This window comes from Citrobacter sp. Marseille-Q5395 (assembly GCF_947057495.1).
In the GTDB taxonomy this organism is placed as follows: Bacteria; Pseudomonadota; Gammaproteobacteria; order Enterobacterales; family Enterobacteriaceae; genus Citrobacter; species Citrobacter murliniae.
This window is the reverse complement of the sequence record NZ_CAMSEL010000007.1, coordinates 178297-192959: the sequence shown is the minus strand read 5'-3', so window position 1 is coordinate 192959 and position 14663 is coordinate 178297. Positions and strand designations below refer to the sequence as shown.

Below are 14663 nucleotides of genomic sequence, written 5' to 3'. Positions count from 1 at the left end.
TAGGGGGATCATTCTCTTATAGGATAGCTATCATGCAGCCATTTCACTTTCAAAAATGTCTTCCAAGTCTTGTTGTTGAATTCTATCAGTGGCATCGACATTAAAGTCTGGTTTCAGCTGCTCAATATCAAATTGAACACGATAGCCTGTTTTCTCTGCAATATAATCACTGAGTTCATCTGTATCTACAGGATTGGGGCAAGTGACACCATCATGCTGAAGCAAAACGACATTATCACCTAGAAAGCTAATTATGTGTTGAAGTATCAGTGATTCCGCACCGTGGAGAAGATGTGCTAATAATTTTGACTCCTTAACGCATTCTCCGTTTTCTGTTCTGGTATTAACAATCATCCCTGCGTCGTTTTTGATTTTGCAACTCCCTCTAGTCCGTGCTGTATAATCTTCAATCACATAACGTCTCACATTGGTGATCTCCTGAGCTAGTTTACTAATCCAAGTATCTTTGATAGTCACTTTACTGGTATCAATACCCAGCTTTTTTAGCACCCCACGAGGACTGAGATTTGAGCCATAGATAAGAGCAATCAAAACCACTTTTGCTTGTTCTTCTGAGCATTGTAACGTAGAGGCTATTTCTCTACGGACCTGTTTTTTGTTACGGACATAATGGTTTATGCAGGGCGTTTTTATACCGATCCGATTGCACATCTGTTCTAGTAAGTTGTAGTGACAATTCTCGATATCCACATCGAACATGCCAGTCAACGCAGTTTTACGAATCTCTCTCTTACAATTTTGAAGATTTACAGGGCCTTCTGCATACAACCGTCCCCCATTACTTTGCACGTATGTTATCGGTAATAAACCACTTTTACTCGACTTCGCAAGCGCTAACAGGTATTCAATTTGACTAACCATATTTCTCTGGTTGCCGCTCTGCTTAAGTCTCTTCATGTATCGCCAAAGAGACATCTCATTAAGAGGAATTTCTTTAGGGACCTTGACTTCTACATAACATTTATTGCTATTTTTTAATTGGGAGCGTATGCCATTCCGAGGTGGGTTGTATGGTTTTCCTTCGTTATAGAGACCACATTTGCTAGGAACTGCATTGCAACATACCGAAAAAATGTCATAGCCAGCACTAGTCACTCTATAGCCGTTAGACCAATGATCTGCCCAGTAATTACAACTTTTTGTGATTAAAGGAATATCTTTTATCATGTCCTCAAATCTCGAAGCGTTCGGTATATGTTTTCGTCTTTCATAGGAATAAAGTGAGAAAGCGTACTCATCTTTGGGATGCTTTCGCCTGTTGACGGCTCCGATCAGAAATTGATTGAAATAATAATCTTTCTCTTTTTTTGAATATCTGTTCAATACATCAGAGGTGCAAACACCTTTATGAACTAATACAGTTTCAATGACTTCATCAAAGTTTCGTGGTTTCAGGTTCATATTATATTCTCGTTTTACAAAACCGTGAAATGGGCTGGAGGCCTTGCTATACACGGGTTTTCGGTAATTTTTAGTAGTATTTATGCAACATGTTACTGGTGTCCTTTTTTTTCTTCTTCCCTTCCCCCCCTTTCGGAGAAAAAGAAAAAAAAGACGTAACAAACCTTTCAGATAAGTGATCTGAATAAAATATTGTTGTAAGGAACATCCCTTCGATGATTCCAAGACTGGATAAAGGCAAAGGGTTTACCGTTAAGGTCAAGAAAATCGATCTAGAAAGGGAGCAATAGAACGGAGTTGCGGACAAACAGTAGTCCAGCGTGTACTACACGAAGCATTAGGTTTGCTCCCTGGGACCAGGTCATCACTTCCTGGCATCACGATCCAGCTTGAAGAGGTTGCTGCGACCCGTGAAAATTACGTTGTTGGCATATACGATATGTGCGTTAAGGGCCATTGTCAAATCAGAAAGTCGATATTTATTAATGATTTAGATTTGAAAATCTATCTAAAAGTTGTTAATCACACACATGATTTTCTAGAAAGGAGCGGCCAGCCCAGCGAAAGCGCTGGACTTATAAGCTAAGCAATTGTAAGAGTTGATGTTGTTGTTAATGTAAATAAGAATCAGGCTAAATTTTCGCTATGCTACTTGAAATCAAGCGAAGCGGCCCCATCTGACATATCGTTCACAACTAATGCGGGGTCAATATGAGTCTTCAAGCCAAATTTAAGAAATTTCATGATGCTATCAAGTTAGGTAGGAAGGACCTTGAGTACACGGCGGCCCGTCTTAAGGATGAGAGTATTACTACCGATATCATTGAGCGATTCAAAGAAGATGGATATCCGGTTATTGAGGATTTCATTCAGGGGTCTTTGGCAACCTTCACCGGAATCCGTGAAAAAGGGCAGGATTTCGATATTGATCGTGCAATTGTTATTGAAGCTGGTCTGGCACCGGAAAACCCAATAACGCCTAAGCTTGCTGTACTGGAAGTGCTTGAAAAACGTGGTTTTAAAAACGCTAAGATCAAAAAGCCTTGTGTAACTGCTGATTACAAGGCTCAAAATCTTCATATCGATATCCCAATTTATCGCAAGTACGATAACGGTCAATATGAATTGGCCGTTGGTAAGAGGCATTCAGATGAAGATAATCGTGAGTGGTCTAGAGCTGCACCGCGTGAGCTTATTGACTGGGTGAATGATTACGACGCTGATGAAGTCTATGGTTCCAATAAGCATGACCAGTTCAGGCGTATTGTTAGATACTTAAAGCGTTGGAGAAATCACACTTTTGGTGATGACGTGCGACGCAAAATTTACTCGATCGGTATCGCGGTGATGGTGAAAGAGTCTTTCTGCCCTTCAATTAATGATGAAGGTTTTCCTGATGACCTCACTGCACTGAGAGAGACAATCAACCACATTCTCAACTATCGCAGCTATTTCACCTTGGTTGATGTGGACAAATACAAAATCAGTGTTGCGCTTCCTGTAAGCCCTTACAGGGACATTTACCATAACAGTAGTGTTGCGACAGGTACTCAATTCCGTAAAAAATTATCCTCTCTTTTGAAGAACTTGGATAAGGTTGTTGATGAAGAGCAAGAGTCTAAACAGTGTGAGTTGTTACGAAGTGAATTTGGTGAAGATTTTCCAGAATGCACCGCAACCTCAACTGCTTCGTCATCGGTAGTTAAAACTGTTTTCGCTTCTTCCGGAGTTGTGGGGACATCGCAAGGCGCATGAATTACTCAGTCATTTTGACCCACTTGAACGAATGCGGATACAAGGTATCCGCGATTCCATCGAAGACGGCTGAAATTGGATACTTAACAGTCGAACTGGAGATTAACGGTTTGCCTGTTACTTTATGGCATGTCACTGTAGCAGAACTCGCCAAAATGCCCAGTTTTCTTCTTGCTGACCCTTCAGCGTTTCCAAGACTGGCACATACTGCATTCTATCCTGAAAATCGTTTTGCTAGTATTTGTGTCAATGTACCTGATGCTGTATCTGTGAATTTTGAACGGCCTGAACTTGCTTTTGAAGAATCACTTAAAAGGCATGTTGCTTTGTTAAGCCAGGCTTTAACCGATAGTGAATGGAATACTCAGGAATTGCTTCGTGAATTTGAAGCTGGCTGGTTGGGTATCGTTGAGCAGGGCAGTACCCCATTTCTTTGCTTAACTGAAAGTGAAACTCCAGAAGAGTTGTGTGTTCTTAAGCCGCGAGAAGGCCATTTAGACCTTGGACAGTATTATTTAGGATATGCCGAAGGGTCTATTCCCCAAAATACTTTTTCACCTATCAATCGGGCCTTAAAAAATCGGCAGACTACAGTAGGTAAGGGATTTGTTATCCCGCTAAGCGTGGCAAAACCAGCTCCATGGAAAAAGGATGAACTTGCTGATTGGTATCTTGCCCTGCTGTCAGAACTATCGGTGGATGTCAGAACTAAATTAACTCAGCAGTTTGCTCAAAAACGTTCATATGAGTTTTGGCTGGTCTTTAGCGCGAGAACGCCTTCGGGAATAACATGGTTCGGAATTCATTTTTCCCAAAAGAAATCTGGCAAAGGTCGAAAAACTTTGCCTTTCAAAAAGTCACATCTGACTGAATGGAACCTCGATCCCATCGAAGTATTAACTTTTAATAAAGAAAGGCTTATGCCTAGGAGCGGAGCAGAAGAATCGCTACTCAATAAAAAAGTTATGATTGTCGGTTGTGGTTCCGTTGGGGGAGACGTTGCAGATAAACTTGCAGCTTCTGGCGTTGGCCGTTTAGATTTATATGACCCAGAAACTCTATCGCTGAATAACCTTTATCGCCATATTCTACCACCGATGTATACTTCGTTTCATAAAACGCAAGCATTGTGGCACAACCTCACCAGTAAATACCCATGGTTGGAGGTTGGAAAATATACAAATAAGTTACTTGATTTAAGAAATTATGAATTACTAATGAAGTACGATCTTATCGTCATAGCGATAGGAGCACCCACTCAAGAACGACTGTTTCATGATTATCTTATCAAAGAAAAAATTAATGTTCCGGTGATCAATGCATGGGTAGAAGGATATGGTATAGGAGGACACGCAATTCTGGAAATTCCTGGAACAAAAGGTTGTTTACGGTGTGCATATGTTGATCCTACTGATTTTTCAAGAGGTTTAGTTTCAAATCTGAATTTTTTGGCTCCAAACCAGGATCTGACGAGGAATCATGCTGGATGTGGTGATGCATTTCTACCTTATACTTACATAGCCTCAACTCAAACCGCACTAATTACTGCTGATCTCGGTGTTAAATACCTTCTTGGCAAAATACGTGAATCATCTAGAGTGAGCTGGAAAGGGAGTGCAGTGGATGCAACAGAAAATGGCTTCAAATTAAGCGGGAGGTACCATGCGTTCACCCGCACACTAGAGGTTCTCCCTTTGTTAAATGACGAATGTGATATTTGCAATGGATAATTATAATGTACTAACTGTAGAGACGAAATATTTCAGTCTCCATATTGCAAATAAAGTGATTGATATCTGGCATGCATATCGTCAGATTAAGTCAATGGAACCGGAAGCGTTTGGAGTGCTTGTCGGTAATAAGGATCTGGAGATTGAGAGTTACGGCTTGGTCGAAATTACGGTACCACAGAAAGGAGATCGATGTTCAAGAATGAGTTTTACTCTAAGGGATCCAGAACATCAGAATATAGTCGATCATTTGCATAAGAATTCACAAGGTCAATTAGTATATTTTGGCACATGGCATACCCATCCAGAAAAAAATCCCCATGCTTCATGCATCGATATTAGAGACTGGAAACAATGCAGGTTACGAAATCCTGAGCAGAGGCTTTTTTTTATAATAATCGGAACAGAAAGACGTGCACTTTACTATTTTCAAAATGAAAATCTCCTGCGACAGGAATTCTGAGGGCTTATAATGAACAACGCAACACTTATGTATCTCATTAAAATGATTTTCAGACCTAAAGATCAATTATCTCGACTGACGCTTGGGTTGCTTAGGATTGGAATGGCAGGATTAGTTGGAGGTTGGGCGGTTAACCTTGTATTTTCAGAGGCATTCCTCAAGAAAAATATTAATATTATTAACGGATTAACATTTACTTATCAAAAGTGTTCTGATCTTGCCCTTGTGTTTGGTGTTCTATTTCTGATTGCTGGGTTTATTTTGTGGTGTATATGTGCTTATGTTGCTCTGAAAGATTTGAATAAGCGGGATATTGCTCTTATCCGCGCATATGGATTTGAAAATACTGATCCTCAAGCTGCTGATAAAATGCTTTCTTTAAGGGAGAAGGCGAAGGTTTTAAATGTGGATTTTAAATTATTCGATTCTAGAAATAAAAATAACATCTTGAACAATGCTAATTTCATCCGACAAACAATCAGGGATAGAATACATCACAATGGGGCGACAACTGCTTATGTTACAGCAATAGGTAGTGTGCCGTATCTTTATATGATTGGTAGTTTTATGACAGATGGGCACTTGGCTCTAAAGTTGTTTGACTTTGATCGAGGCAAAAAAGTATTTCATCCTCTTGATGCCTCTCCCACAAATGCTAAGATAGTTAAACGTTATAATGGACAGATAATAACTGATAGTAAATGTGTGACGTCAAACAATGGACGGGTTATCGGTCTCGCAATTTCTTTTACGATGGAAATTTTAGAAAAAGATCTTCCTGCTGATTTTGTAGGACACACTTTACATGTTCAACTAAGTACAGGGTTCCGATTTGATAATCTTCCTGAAGAGGATGAACAGGAGAAAATCGTTAAAAGCATCAGCTATATCATCTCCGAATTAAAGAAAGAGGCAGAAGAAGTACATCTTTTTGTTTCCGCACAAGCATCTGTTGTCGTTAGGTTGGGGGCTCTCTACCAAGAAGGTCTGCATGGTGCCATCAGCATTTGGCACTGGAATTCTATTGATAATAAGTATGAATGGTGTCTAAGGGTTACTGGTAAAGACATAAGTTAGCCATGTGAGAAATAATGGATAAATTACATAGGCTGGGTTTTATAATATTGCCCTGAAACATCGGGGCGGTATAAGTATATAGCGATAGGGCAGGTGAGTCTGCTTCTCTGAAGTCTATGTCTTATATTTTTGATATATTCACATAGTAATTCATGTTGTTGTAAATGACCATTAGTCTAGTTACATAAAACCTTATAAATTATAAAAATTAAACTTAAGGGTCAAATCAAACGCTAATGTTAGGTAAAACTCTAAGTTGCAAAACCTTAAAAAGGATCTTAACCAACTTCTAAAGGTGGCAACAAATCATGTTAATGTAGTTTGAGACGGAAGTAGATCGCTTTGCTTATCCCAAGCTCTGTTTCAATCTCTCTAAGGCTCTTACCTTGTGCAATCAGTAACAGTATGTCTTCAGTAGTCGCCTTGGCAGTTCTACTACATTGGATCCCTTGAGCTGTGGCGCGTTTAATTCCAGCCTTTCTAAGCTCATTTAATATAGATAGTTCTATTTTTGCCAGTGCTGCCATGATGGTAAGCATGACTTCCCCTGCTGGAGTGCTTAAATCGAAGCCCTCAGCATGCTGACAACACTAACTCTTTTTTCTTTTAATATCTCAACTGTTTGCAATAAATCGACTGTGTTTCGTCCAATACGATCTACAGCAACACATACAACAATATCTCTTTCACGTATATAATTCATTAGAAATGACTATCCATCAAGTCCTATAGCTTTTGTCGTGCCACTGGTGACTTCATCGATAAACTATTTGTCAATTTGATAGCGTTCGACTGTCTGCCGTTGTTGATTCTCCGTCGTCTGTTCATCCGTACTTACACGAACATACCCATAGTTGACATTATGTATCTCCATGTCTCAATCTTTAATGTGTTTAGAAATGAGAAATCAAACTTTTGAGACATGCGTGGGCGGCATCCCACTGTTGCGATTTGCGAGTCCTAAAAGGAAGTCCTTTTAAGACTCTCTCCAGGAGAAAGGAGGCATAAATATCGACTCGGTGAGGAAGATGCTATTTGAACGTGACAACGGTGGAGGGTGTGAATTTTTGTATGGCTTACAAATTGTCAACTGGTAGCTGAAAGTATAACTTATATCGCATTAATCAAGTAATAGGTGTTTTGATATGGATATTAATGAGTTCCCTCCGGGGGTAATCGAACATCTTGGTTGGTATGTATATCGACTGATTGATCCACGAGACGGAAGTACTTTTTACGTGGGTAAGGGGAAAGGTAATCGCGTTTTTGCTCACATGCGCGGTGAAGTGGCTGTCGCTGATGATGATGAACTACTCAGTAACAAACTTAAGCAACTTCGCGAGATTAGATTAGTTGGTCTGGAGGTCATACATGTTATCCATCGGCATGGTATCGCCGATGAAAAGACTGCGTACGAGGTGGAGGCTGCCCTAATCGATGCTTACCCTGGTTTGACAAACATCATGAATGGTGCTGGCAGTAACGAATATGGTGCTGCACATATCAAAGAATTAATCGCAACGTACCAGCCTGAGACAGTTGAATTTAAGCACAAAGCTCTGATGATATCAGTTAACAGAAGTTCAAAGGATGTTGATCTCTATGACGCAGTACGCTTCAGTTGGCGTATAAGCCTCGAACGAGCAAGCAAAGCTGAAGTTATCCTGGCTACAGTAAAAGGAATTGTCAGGGGGGTATATATAGCTGATGAGTGGTTAAAATCTACCCGTGATAACTTTCCTGAAATGCGTCAATGGGATGAAGATGATGAGTTTGAAGCCACTCAAAGTTCACGCTTTGGTTTTCGGGGACGCGCGGCATCTCCTGAAGTTACACAGCTCTATCTTGGTAAGAAGATCCCTGATGACCTCAGAAAGAAAGGATCAATGTCTCCTGTAAAGTATTCACCAAATTTCGATTACTGAAAGGTAATGTTGGCTTGACGCCGAAAGAATCAGAACGATTCTTCTGAAAACTCTAAAGGTGTGGCCAGTTTTGTTGAACACTACACTTCGCTTACTGCGGACTTTCAGCTAAGTTCGCCGTATCGTAACAGGAGAGCCCATTATACACGTGTATACTGGGCTTTCCTGTTACGATTCCTTAGTCTATTTCCCTTCATTATTAAGTGATGCCATCAACTAGAATCTCTTCAATAGAGAAGCATGACTGCTCATCAATCAGTGTGGGCGGTTAGATTCGATTACAGTCTGACTGCTAAAACTGTCAGTTTGAGTCCGAGCTAATATAATTAGCTTATTAACTCTTTCTTGATTCGGTAAAACGTGGCACGGCTTATATCTGCCGCTTTCATTATGTGGGCTGGTTTAACGTTCTGCGCCAGCATTTCGCGAACAGTCTCACGGGCTTCCATATCTTTTTCTTTCCCCATATACAAACCCGCCAGTTTTGCTCTTGCGATACCCTGCGCCTGACGTTTACGCCGGGTTTCATAATCTTGCCGTGCCATTGTCGCAAGGATATCGATCAGCATTGCATTGACTGCCCGAAGAATGCCACTAGTAAGGTCGTTACCGGACATTTCAACCATCTGCCAACTGGTCGGTAAGTCCATTGATACGATCACCAGCCCTTTACTGTTCAACGTAGCTTTGAGTTCAGCCCATTCTTCATGTTGAAGACGACTGAGACGGTCAATCGCTTCAATAAGAAGTAGATCACCGGGTTGTGCTTCCGCCAGTAGATGCATGAGTTCAACTCGCTCCAGCTTCGCACCGCTGGCATTCTCAATGTATTCTCCGGCAACCGACCATTTTTTGCTTCGCGCAAATTCGCGCAGGCTAAATAATGCACGATCAGCGTGTTGACCTTCAGTAGATGCACGGCAGTAGATACGGACATTCATCATGAATTCTCTTTTAAATATCAAACCAATACCCATATGATACATCACGTTATTTTGTTGTCAATAGAGTTAAATTCAACTCTATTGAGACTTTGTTTTATGGTCTATATCAGGTATACCATAATGATACTGAATGTATTCAAGCATCGGACAGATTGGATAGTAGTAACAATTTCATGTTAAAAAGATTGATCGCGAATCATGTGACATCTCACTGATTTTAATTAAACAGCGCGATACTATCGTTTCCGACTATATCTTTTAGATTGATACATTTCATAAGGACGCGATCCATGCCAGTAATCCGTCAATTAGAAATCCTTAACTTCCGTGTAGTTAGACAACTAAAATGGTCACCATCACCGGGACTTAATTGTTTAATCGGGCCGGGAGACACTGGCAAATCTACTGTACTTGATGCTATTGACCTCGCTTTAGGGGCAAGAAGATCCTATGCCTTCAATGATGCTGATTTTTTCCAGATGAACGTGGACTCCCCAATTGTCATCGCTGTCACATTGGGCGAGTTAAACGATGAATTATTAAATATTGAAAAATATGGACCTTTCTTACGAGCGTTCAACGTAAACGATAAGTTAATTGTTGATGAACCGCGGCCTGGGGATGGTTTTGAAACAGTCCTGACTGTAAAGTTGGTTGTTGATTCTGACCTGGAGCCTGACTGGAGATTATTTTCAGAGAGAGCAGAAGCAGAGGGGATTGAACGTCGTCTGCCATGGAAGCATCGTGAATTGATATCACCGTCTAGACTTGGAGCAACATCCCATCATCATTTGGCTTGGGGAAGTAGGTCAGTATTAAACAAACTAACTGAAAATACTTTTGATGTTTCATCAGTACTATCCCAACTAGGTAGGCAGACTCGACAGGCCTTCGCTGCACAGCAACTCCCAGAAATCACTACTATATTGTCGCAAATACAAACAATCGGCGAGAACCTGGGGGTGCCAGTTACCGGAGTGAAAGCTTGTTTAGATGTGAATGGTGTATCTCTCTCAAATGGTGCGATAAGCCTCCACAATTCAGACGAGACACCGCTAAGGCTCTTAGGAACTGGCTCATCCCGTCTCCTGATTAGTGGCATACAAAAGGCAGCTAATCACTCCAGCATACTTCTTGTTGATGAAGCAGAATTTGGGTTAGAGCCATACCGTATTACCCGATTTCTTCATGAGTTGGGCTCTAAGGATACAGATCCAGAGAAGCAGGTTTTTATCACCACTCATTCTCCACATGTTCTTCGCGAGTTACAAGCACACCAACTTCATGTAATTCGACGTTTACCTCCGCCACCTCCAGCTAACGATGTAGTTACTGCATCACACCATATTTACGATCTTGGAAGTGGAAATGATGAACAATCCACATTAAGAGTTTGTGCTGAAGCTTTTTTGAGCAAGAAAGTTATTGTCTGTGAAGGGAAAACTGAAATAGGCTTAATGAGAGGTGTTGACTTATTCTATCAAGATAGCGGAATTCCAACGAACTGTTCAAAAGGAATAAGTTTTGCAGATGGTGGTGGAGATAGCATGTTTGCCCGTGCAAAAGTTTTCTCTTCTTTAGGATATTTAACAGTTTTATTTAAAGATTCAGATAAAGAGCAAGTTCATAAGCCATTTACACAGGAAGTATTAGCCGCAGGTATAAAAGTTGTTGAGTGGGGCAATAATAATTCTACGGAAGACGCAATTTTTCAATCATGTCCCGCAGAACTTATCGCTGCCATTCTTACGATCGCTATTGACCGTAAAGGTTTTGATTCGGTAGATGCAGCTATCCAGAGTGCTTCTCAAAATCGTTACAGATTGGATGATTGTCTCCATCGCTTTGAAGAGGAACATCGTAAGATACTGGCAGCCGCTGCTGGTAAAAAAAGTTGGTACAAAGATATTGATCCTTCGGAGCAAATATTCCGTCAAATTGTATGTCCTTCATACAAAGAATTTGGCCCAGCTTTAACAAATACATTGTACGATTTGCTCACTTGGGCACGACAGTAAGGAAAAAAGATGGAGGATTTGATTCTTGAAAGTAGGTTGAGTTCCATCGTTGCGCCTGCGGGATGTGGTAAAACGCAATTAATAATTAACATTTTGCGCAGAAATCAACCCAAACCTTATCTCGTTCTTACTCATACAACTGCTGGTGTTTCTGCTTTAAAAAAACGGCTTACTCGCGAGCACATCCCTTCAAAAAATTACTCTGTGGCAACGATTGATGGTTGGTTGATAAGAATTGCGTACTCTTTCAGAGGCTCGTGCCACGTTGGATCTACAATGGAAAATCCAAAACTCTTTTACCCTGAGGTTCGTCGAGCCGTACTTAAATATCTCAATTCTGGCGCACTAAATTGCATTTTAAAAGCTTCCTATTCACGGCTTTTAGTAGATGAGTATCAAGATTGTGATGTTACCCAACACGATTTGATTAAGGCTTTGGCTACGATTCTACCGACGACCATTTTTGGTGACCCCATGCAATGTATTTTTGATTTTGGTCGACGTAATGCAATGCCCGAATGGAATATGTGCATAGGGCAAGATTTTCCGCTTTTAGGGGAGTTATCTACGCCATGGCGTTGGGAAAATGCTGGAACATCTCGTTTGGGTCGGTGGATTTTAGATGTAAGAGAAGAACTCATGCGAGGAGGACAAGTTGACTTACTATCTTGTCCCGAGTATGTGACATGGCATCGTTTGACTGGGCTGCAACACGTTGATCTGGCTATGCAGAGGAATGTTCAACATTCTATTCTTAACAAGTATCCAAATGATTCTCTGTTGGTTATAGGAAGTTCAGTAAATGAATTATCTCGACATCAATATGCACAAGTTACCTCTCGAATCGAAGTTGTTGAACAAGTTCAGTTATGCGGTGTAATGTTAGCTGCGACTATGTTCGATCAACAAGTCGGTTTTCAGCTAATAAAATCACTGCTTGATGTTGCAGCTTCAATGATTACGAATATTGAAGTTACCCATACCCTTAGACGAGTTACCTCCATACTTGCTAAGAGAAATAAAACAGCTCCTTTCCCCCATGAACAAGCATTATGTACATTAGCTATTGAGGGGACCAGGCGTAATCTACTGACTGTACTGGAGCTCTTGCCCCTTAAGTCAGGAACAAGAATCTACCGTAAGACTGCTTATGAAGCGTTGAAAGATGCCGTTAGCCATTCTATTAGTCAGTCATCTCAAACAATAGCTGAAGCAGCATCTGTCATACGAGAAAGAATACGTCACAATGGGGATAAACGAATACCGAGTCGAGCAATTGGTTCAACTCTTTTACTAAAAGGACTTGAGACCGATCATTGCATAATATTAGATGCGCAAGGTAAGGGTATGAATGCAAAAAACTTATATGTCGCGCTTTCTCGAGGTGCAAAGTCAATTACGGTTTTCTCCGCTGATCGGTACATCGGTTACCCATGAGGAAGGTTAGATAATTAAACGACTAAATATGTATTAACGGTTTTGTCAATAGTGAATGCTAGAAAAATTACACATCAACTAACCCAGACATAATTTATTGAATGATTGAGAAAATCATTTGCAAAGGGGGCAAGGGGCTCCCCACTGCGTTTGAAGATTATATAGAGCATTACTTATGACAAATCTCCCGATCATAGACACCACCATTTACAGCAAGCATTTGCATTTTTTTCTTTGAAATCATATTAGTCATGATTTGCGAATGCTCTAAAAAAACACCTTCGAATGTTCCAGGGTGTGCATTCCATCCCGCAATAATTACTGTATCTCCCACGTTTAATGCCGCTACCTTATCGTTATCATAATCCGTATTCTCAAAAATAAACTTTAGTCCTTCATTCGAACCAGAAATACCCAATGTAACTAATGGTTTATTACTTAATGTAAGAGTGCCGATACTGACTATTTTACCTGTAACCATTAATCGACAATTTTTAAAGTCGTTAGTTGCCCGAAATTCATGTTCTTTAAATCGTGAATAAACCTCTTCTGCGGTATAAAGTCTCGGAAGTATATCGATGATAGACGGTCTGGATAATTGCGTGGTTTGTTGTAAAGAAACAGTATCTGCGTTTGAAGTCGGTTTTACTTCAGTTGATTTCGCTTGGCATGGGTTTAAAGCAATCCCCTGAAACACGTAAAAACTGAAGGCGATAGCAACAGTTATGACTGATTGTTTAATGCGACATTCAATTCTTGATTTCATTGTCATCTTCCATCAATTTTATCTTAACAATCTTCTTATCATAGCGATATATTTTCACGTCGTCAGAAGGAAATTTCACTACATTGCGGATCTCATTAATTGTGTTTTTAGTCAACATATCGCAACTTTCCATATACATAACCTTACGGGTATCGAGATTTGATATGTTAGTGAAACAGCTAATGATCCATGAATCAGGTATTTCTATTCCATGTATTAGTTTCATATATTCAACGATGAACGTATCTGTCAGATGAAATTGTCCGAGCGTGTATTTTCCGTTAAAGGTAAGATCCAAAGGGAAAGTCACCCAATCATTTTTTAAAACTAAAGTTAGTACATTACTTTCCATTTTCAGACTCCAGTTCAGTAATGCGCTTATTGGTCATGTCGATAAGGCATTTCTGTTCATTATTGCAGCCGGACTTTTGCTTTATCCATTCTCTTTGCGAAGGGAGTAAACGTTTTCGGGTTTCAGGGCTAAGGCTTTTCCAGACCCAATTAAGTTTCTCATCACTTGCTTTATAACTGTATGTATCGACGTTTGAGGTGACTGCATTGTTTTTGGGGACTTCGCTATCGCTTCCATAGAAAATGGGGGCACGTACTCCCTGAGCGTAGCCTTTAGCTGCTTTTGCCCACACGTCTTGCCCATTGGCAGTCAATATTTTCCTGAACTCTCTAGTGTCGAAGCTGTAACTGCGGATCTCGCCATTGAAATCCAGCTTCACGTTAACGACTGTAGACTTCGAAATGCCAGTCAAGAAATCCCCGGCCTCTGAACCAAGAGAGCAGACCAATTCCTTTGTATCGTCGTTATTCTTTGGGCGTAGCCCGTGCATCTTAAATCTGCTGTTATCAGTTGTCGCAGTGATATCCACCAGCGGCACGATCGATGATGATTGCTTTGCCATCGCGAAGCATATTCCCTTCAGATTTACATCCCTGTCCATGCCGAGAAACATCAGGGCTTTTTGGTCGCGGCTGGCGACACCCGCTGATTTTGCCTCTGGTAAGAAATAGACGGTACTGGAGGCAGCGGTTATAGCTGAAATGAGAACAACCCCTGATGCCATGATTTTTAAGCTTTTTATAAGGATAGTCATTCTGGATACCTTCTTTCTTT

General features: G+C 40.6%; 12 protein-coding genes and 1 pseudogene. 7 read left to right on the top strand and 6 right to left on the bottom strand.

The features are described 5' to 3' along the window. Positions 1–30 precede the first annotated feature (30 nt). Complete coding sequence (locus OH663_RS10540; RefSeq protein ID WP_191608146.1) at positions 31–1422, bottom strand: hypothetical protein; 1392 nt, start codon at positions 1420–1422, stop codon at positions 31–33. Positions 1423–2133: 711 nt separating this feature from the next. Here OH663_RS10540 and OH663_RS10535 point away from each other — a divergent pair. From OH663_RS10535 to OH663_RS10520, 4 genes are read left to right on the top strand one after another with little or no spacing between them, the layout of a single operon-like run. After that, entirely contained in the window at positions 2134–3177 is a 1044-nt protein-coding gene (locus OH663_RS10535; protein WP_159359358.1) for a nucleotidyltransferase domain-containing protein, read from the top strand. Further along, on the top strand, positions 3174–4907 hold the full coding sequence (locus tag OH663_RS10530; protein ID WP_074154679.1) for a ThiF family adenylyltransferase: 1734 nt from the start codon (positions 3174–3176) through the stop codon (positions 4905–4907). The genes OH663_RS10535 and OH663_RS10530 overlap by 4 nt, the downstream gene beginning before the upstream one ends. Then, positions 4900–5370: a Mov34/MPN/PAD-1 family protein gene (locus OH663_RS10525; protein ID WP_159359359.1), complete on the top strand. Its 471-nt coding sequence runs from the start codon at positions 4900–4902 to the stop codon at positions 5368–5370. The genes OH663_RS10530 and OH663_RS10525 overlap by 8 nt, the downstream gene beginning before the upstream one ends. A gap of 9 nt (positions 5371–5379) precedes the next feature. Beyond that, positions 5380–6447 carry an SAVED domain-containing protein gene (locus tag OH663_RS10520; protein WP_159359360.1) on the top strand — a complete coding sequence of 356 codons (1068 nt, stop codon included), beginning with the start codon at positions 5380–5382 and terminating at the stop codon, positions 6445–6447. 311 nt (positions 6448–6758) lie between these two features. Here the strand turns inward: OH663_RS10520 and OH663_RS10515 are convergent. Further along, positions 6759–7210 (bottom strand): annotated as a pseudogene (locus tag OH663_RS10515) (recombinase family protein). 382 nt (positions 7211–7592) lie between these two features. On the opposite strand from OH663_RS10515, the gene OH663_RS10510 reads away from it, so the two are divergent. Continuing rightward, positions 7593–8372: an LEM-3-like GIY-YIG domain-containing protein gene (locus tag OH663_RS10510; RefSeq protein WP_064672855.1), complete on the top strand. Its 780-nt coding sequence runs from the start codon at positions 7593–7595 to the stop codon at positions 8370–8372. 326 nt (positions 8373–8698) lie between these two features. Here the strand turns inward: OH663_RS10510 and OH663_RS10505 are convergent, their stop codons facing one another. Then, positions 8699–9313, bottom strand: coding sequence for a recombinase family protein (locus OH663_RS10505; RefSeq protein ID WP_159359436.1), 615 nt, complete (start codon positions 9311–9313; stop codon positions 8699–8701). Between the two features lie 293 nt (positions 9314–9606). Between OH663_RS10505 and OH663_RS10500 the strand changes: the two genes are divergently transcribed. After that, the gene (locus tag OH663_RS10500; RefSeq protein WP_159359361.1) at positions 9607–11334 is read left to right on the top strand and encodes an ATP-dependent nuclease; all 1728 of its coding nucleotides are present in this window, start codon (positions 9607–9609) and stop codon (positions 11332–11334) included. A 9-nt stretch (positions 11335–11343) separates the two neighbouring features. Further along, the gene (locus OH663_RS10495) at positions 11344–12771 is read left to right on the top strand and encodes a UvrD-helicase domain-containing protein (protein ID WP_159359362.1); all 1428 of its coding nucleotides are present in this window, start codon (positions 11344–11346) and stop codon (positions 12769–12771) included. A gap of 169 nt (positions 12772–12940) precedes the next feature. On the opposite strand, the gene OH663_RS10490 is transcribed toward OH663_RS10495, so the two are convergent. Genes OH663_RS10490 through OH663_RS10480 form a run of 3 tightly spaced genes read right to left on the bottom strand, consistent with a single transcriptional unit; the run spans position 12941 to position 14643 of the window. After that, complete coding sequence (locus OH663_RS10490; protein WP_159359363.1) at positions 12941–13537, bottom strand: OB-fold protein; 597 nt, start codon at positions 13535–13537, stop codon at positions 12941–12943. Continuing rightward, the gene (locus OH663_RS10485) at positions 13521–13889 is read right to left on the bottom strand and encodes a hypothetical protein (protein WP_159359364.1); all 369 of its coding nucleotides are present in this window, start codon (positions 13887–13889) and stop codon (positions 13521–13523) included. Before OH663_RS10485 ends, OH663_RS10490 begins: the two co-directional genes overlap by 17 nt. After that, positions 13879–14643: a lysozyme inhibitor LprI family protein gene (locus OH663_RS10480; RefSeq protein WP_201450569.1), complete on the bottom strand. Its 765-nt coding sequence runs from the start codon at positions 14641–14643 to the stop codon at positions 13879–13881. Before OH663_RS10480 ends, OH663_RS10485 begins: the two co-directional genes overlap by 11 nt. Positions 14644–14663 lie beyond the last annotated feature (20 nt).

Coding starts and splice junctions, on each gene's coding strand:
- OH663_RS10480 (WP_201450569.1), bottom strand. CDS start 14,643: ATGACTATCCTTATAAAAAGCTTAAAAATCATGGCATCAGGGGTTGTT.
- OH663_RS10490 (WP_159359363.1), bottom strand. CDS start 13,537: ATGAAATCAAGAATTGAATGTCGCATTAAACAATCAGTCATAACTGTT.
- OH663_RS10495 (WP_159359362.1), top strand. CDS start 11,344: ATGGAGGATTTGATTCTTGAAAGTAGGTTGAGTTCCATCGTTGCGCCT.
- OH663_RS10530 (WP_074154679.1), top strand. CDS start 3,174: ATGAATTACTCAGTCATTTTGACCCACTTGAACGAATGCGGATACAAG.
- OH663_RS10535 (WP_159359358.1), top strand. CDS start 2,134: ATGAGTCTTCAAGCCAAATTTAAGAAATTTCATGATGCTATCAAGTTA.
- OH663_RS10525 (WP_159359359.1), top strand. CDS start 4,900: ATGGATAATTATAATGTACTAACTGTAGAGACGAAATATTTCAGTCTC.
- OH663_RS10485 (WP_159359364.1), bottom strand. CDS start 13,889: ATGGAAAGTAATGTACTAACTTTAGTTTTAAAAAATGATTGGGTGACT.
- OH663_RS10510 (WP_064672855.1), top strand. CDS start 7,593: ATGGATATTAATGAGTTCCCTCCGGGGGTAATCGAACATCTTGGTTGG.
- OH663_RS10520 (WP_159359360.1), top strand. CDS start 5,380: ATGAACAACGCAACACTTATGTATCTCATTAAAATGATTTTCAGACCT.
- OH663_RS10500 (WP_159359361.1), top strand. CDS start 9,607: ATGCCAGTAATCCGTCAATTAGAAATCCTTAACTTCCGTGTAGTTAGA.
- OH663_RS10505 (WP_159359436.1), bottom strand. CDS start 9,313: ATGAATGTCCGTATCTACTGCCGTGCATCTACTGAAGGTCAACACGCT.
- OH663_RS10540 (WP_191608146.1), bottom strand. CDS start 1,422: ATGAACCTGAAACCACGAAACTTTGATGAAGTCATTGAAACTGTATTA.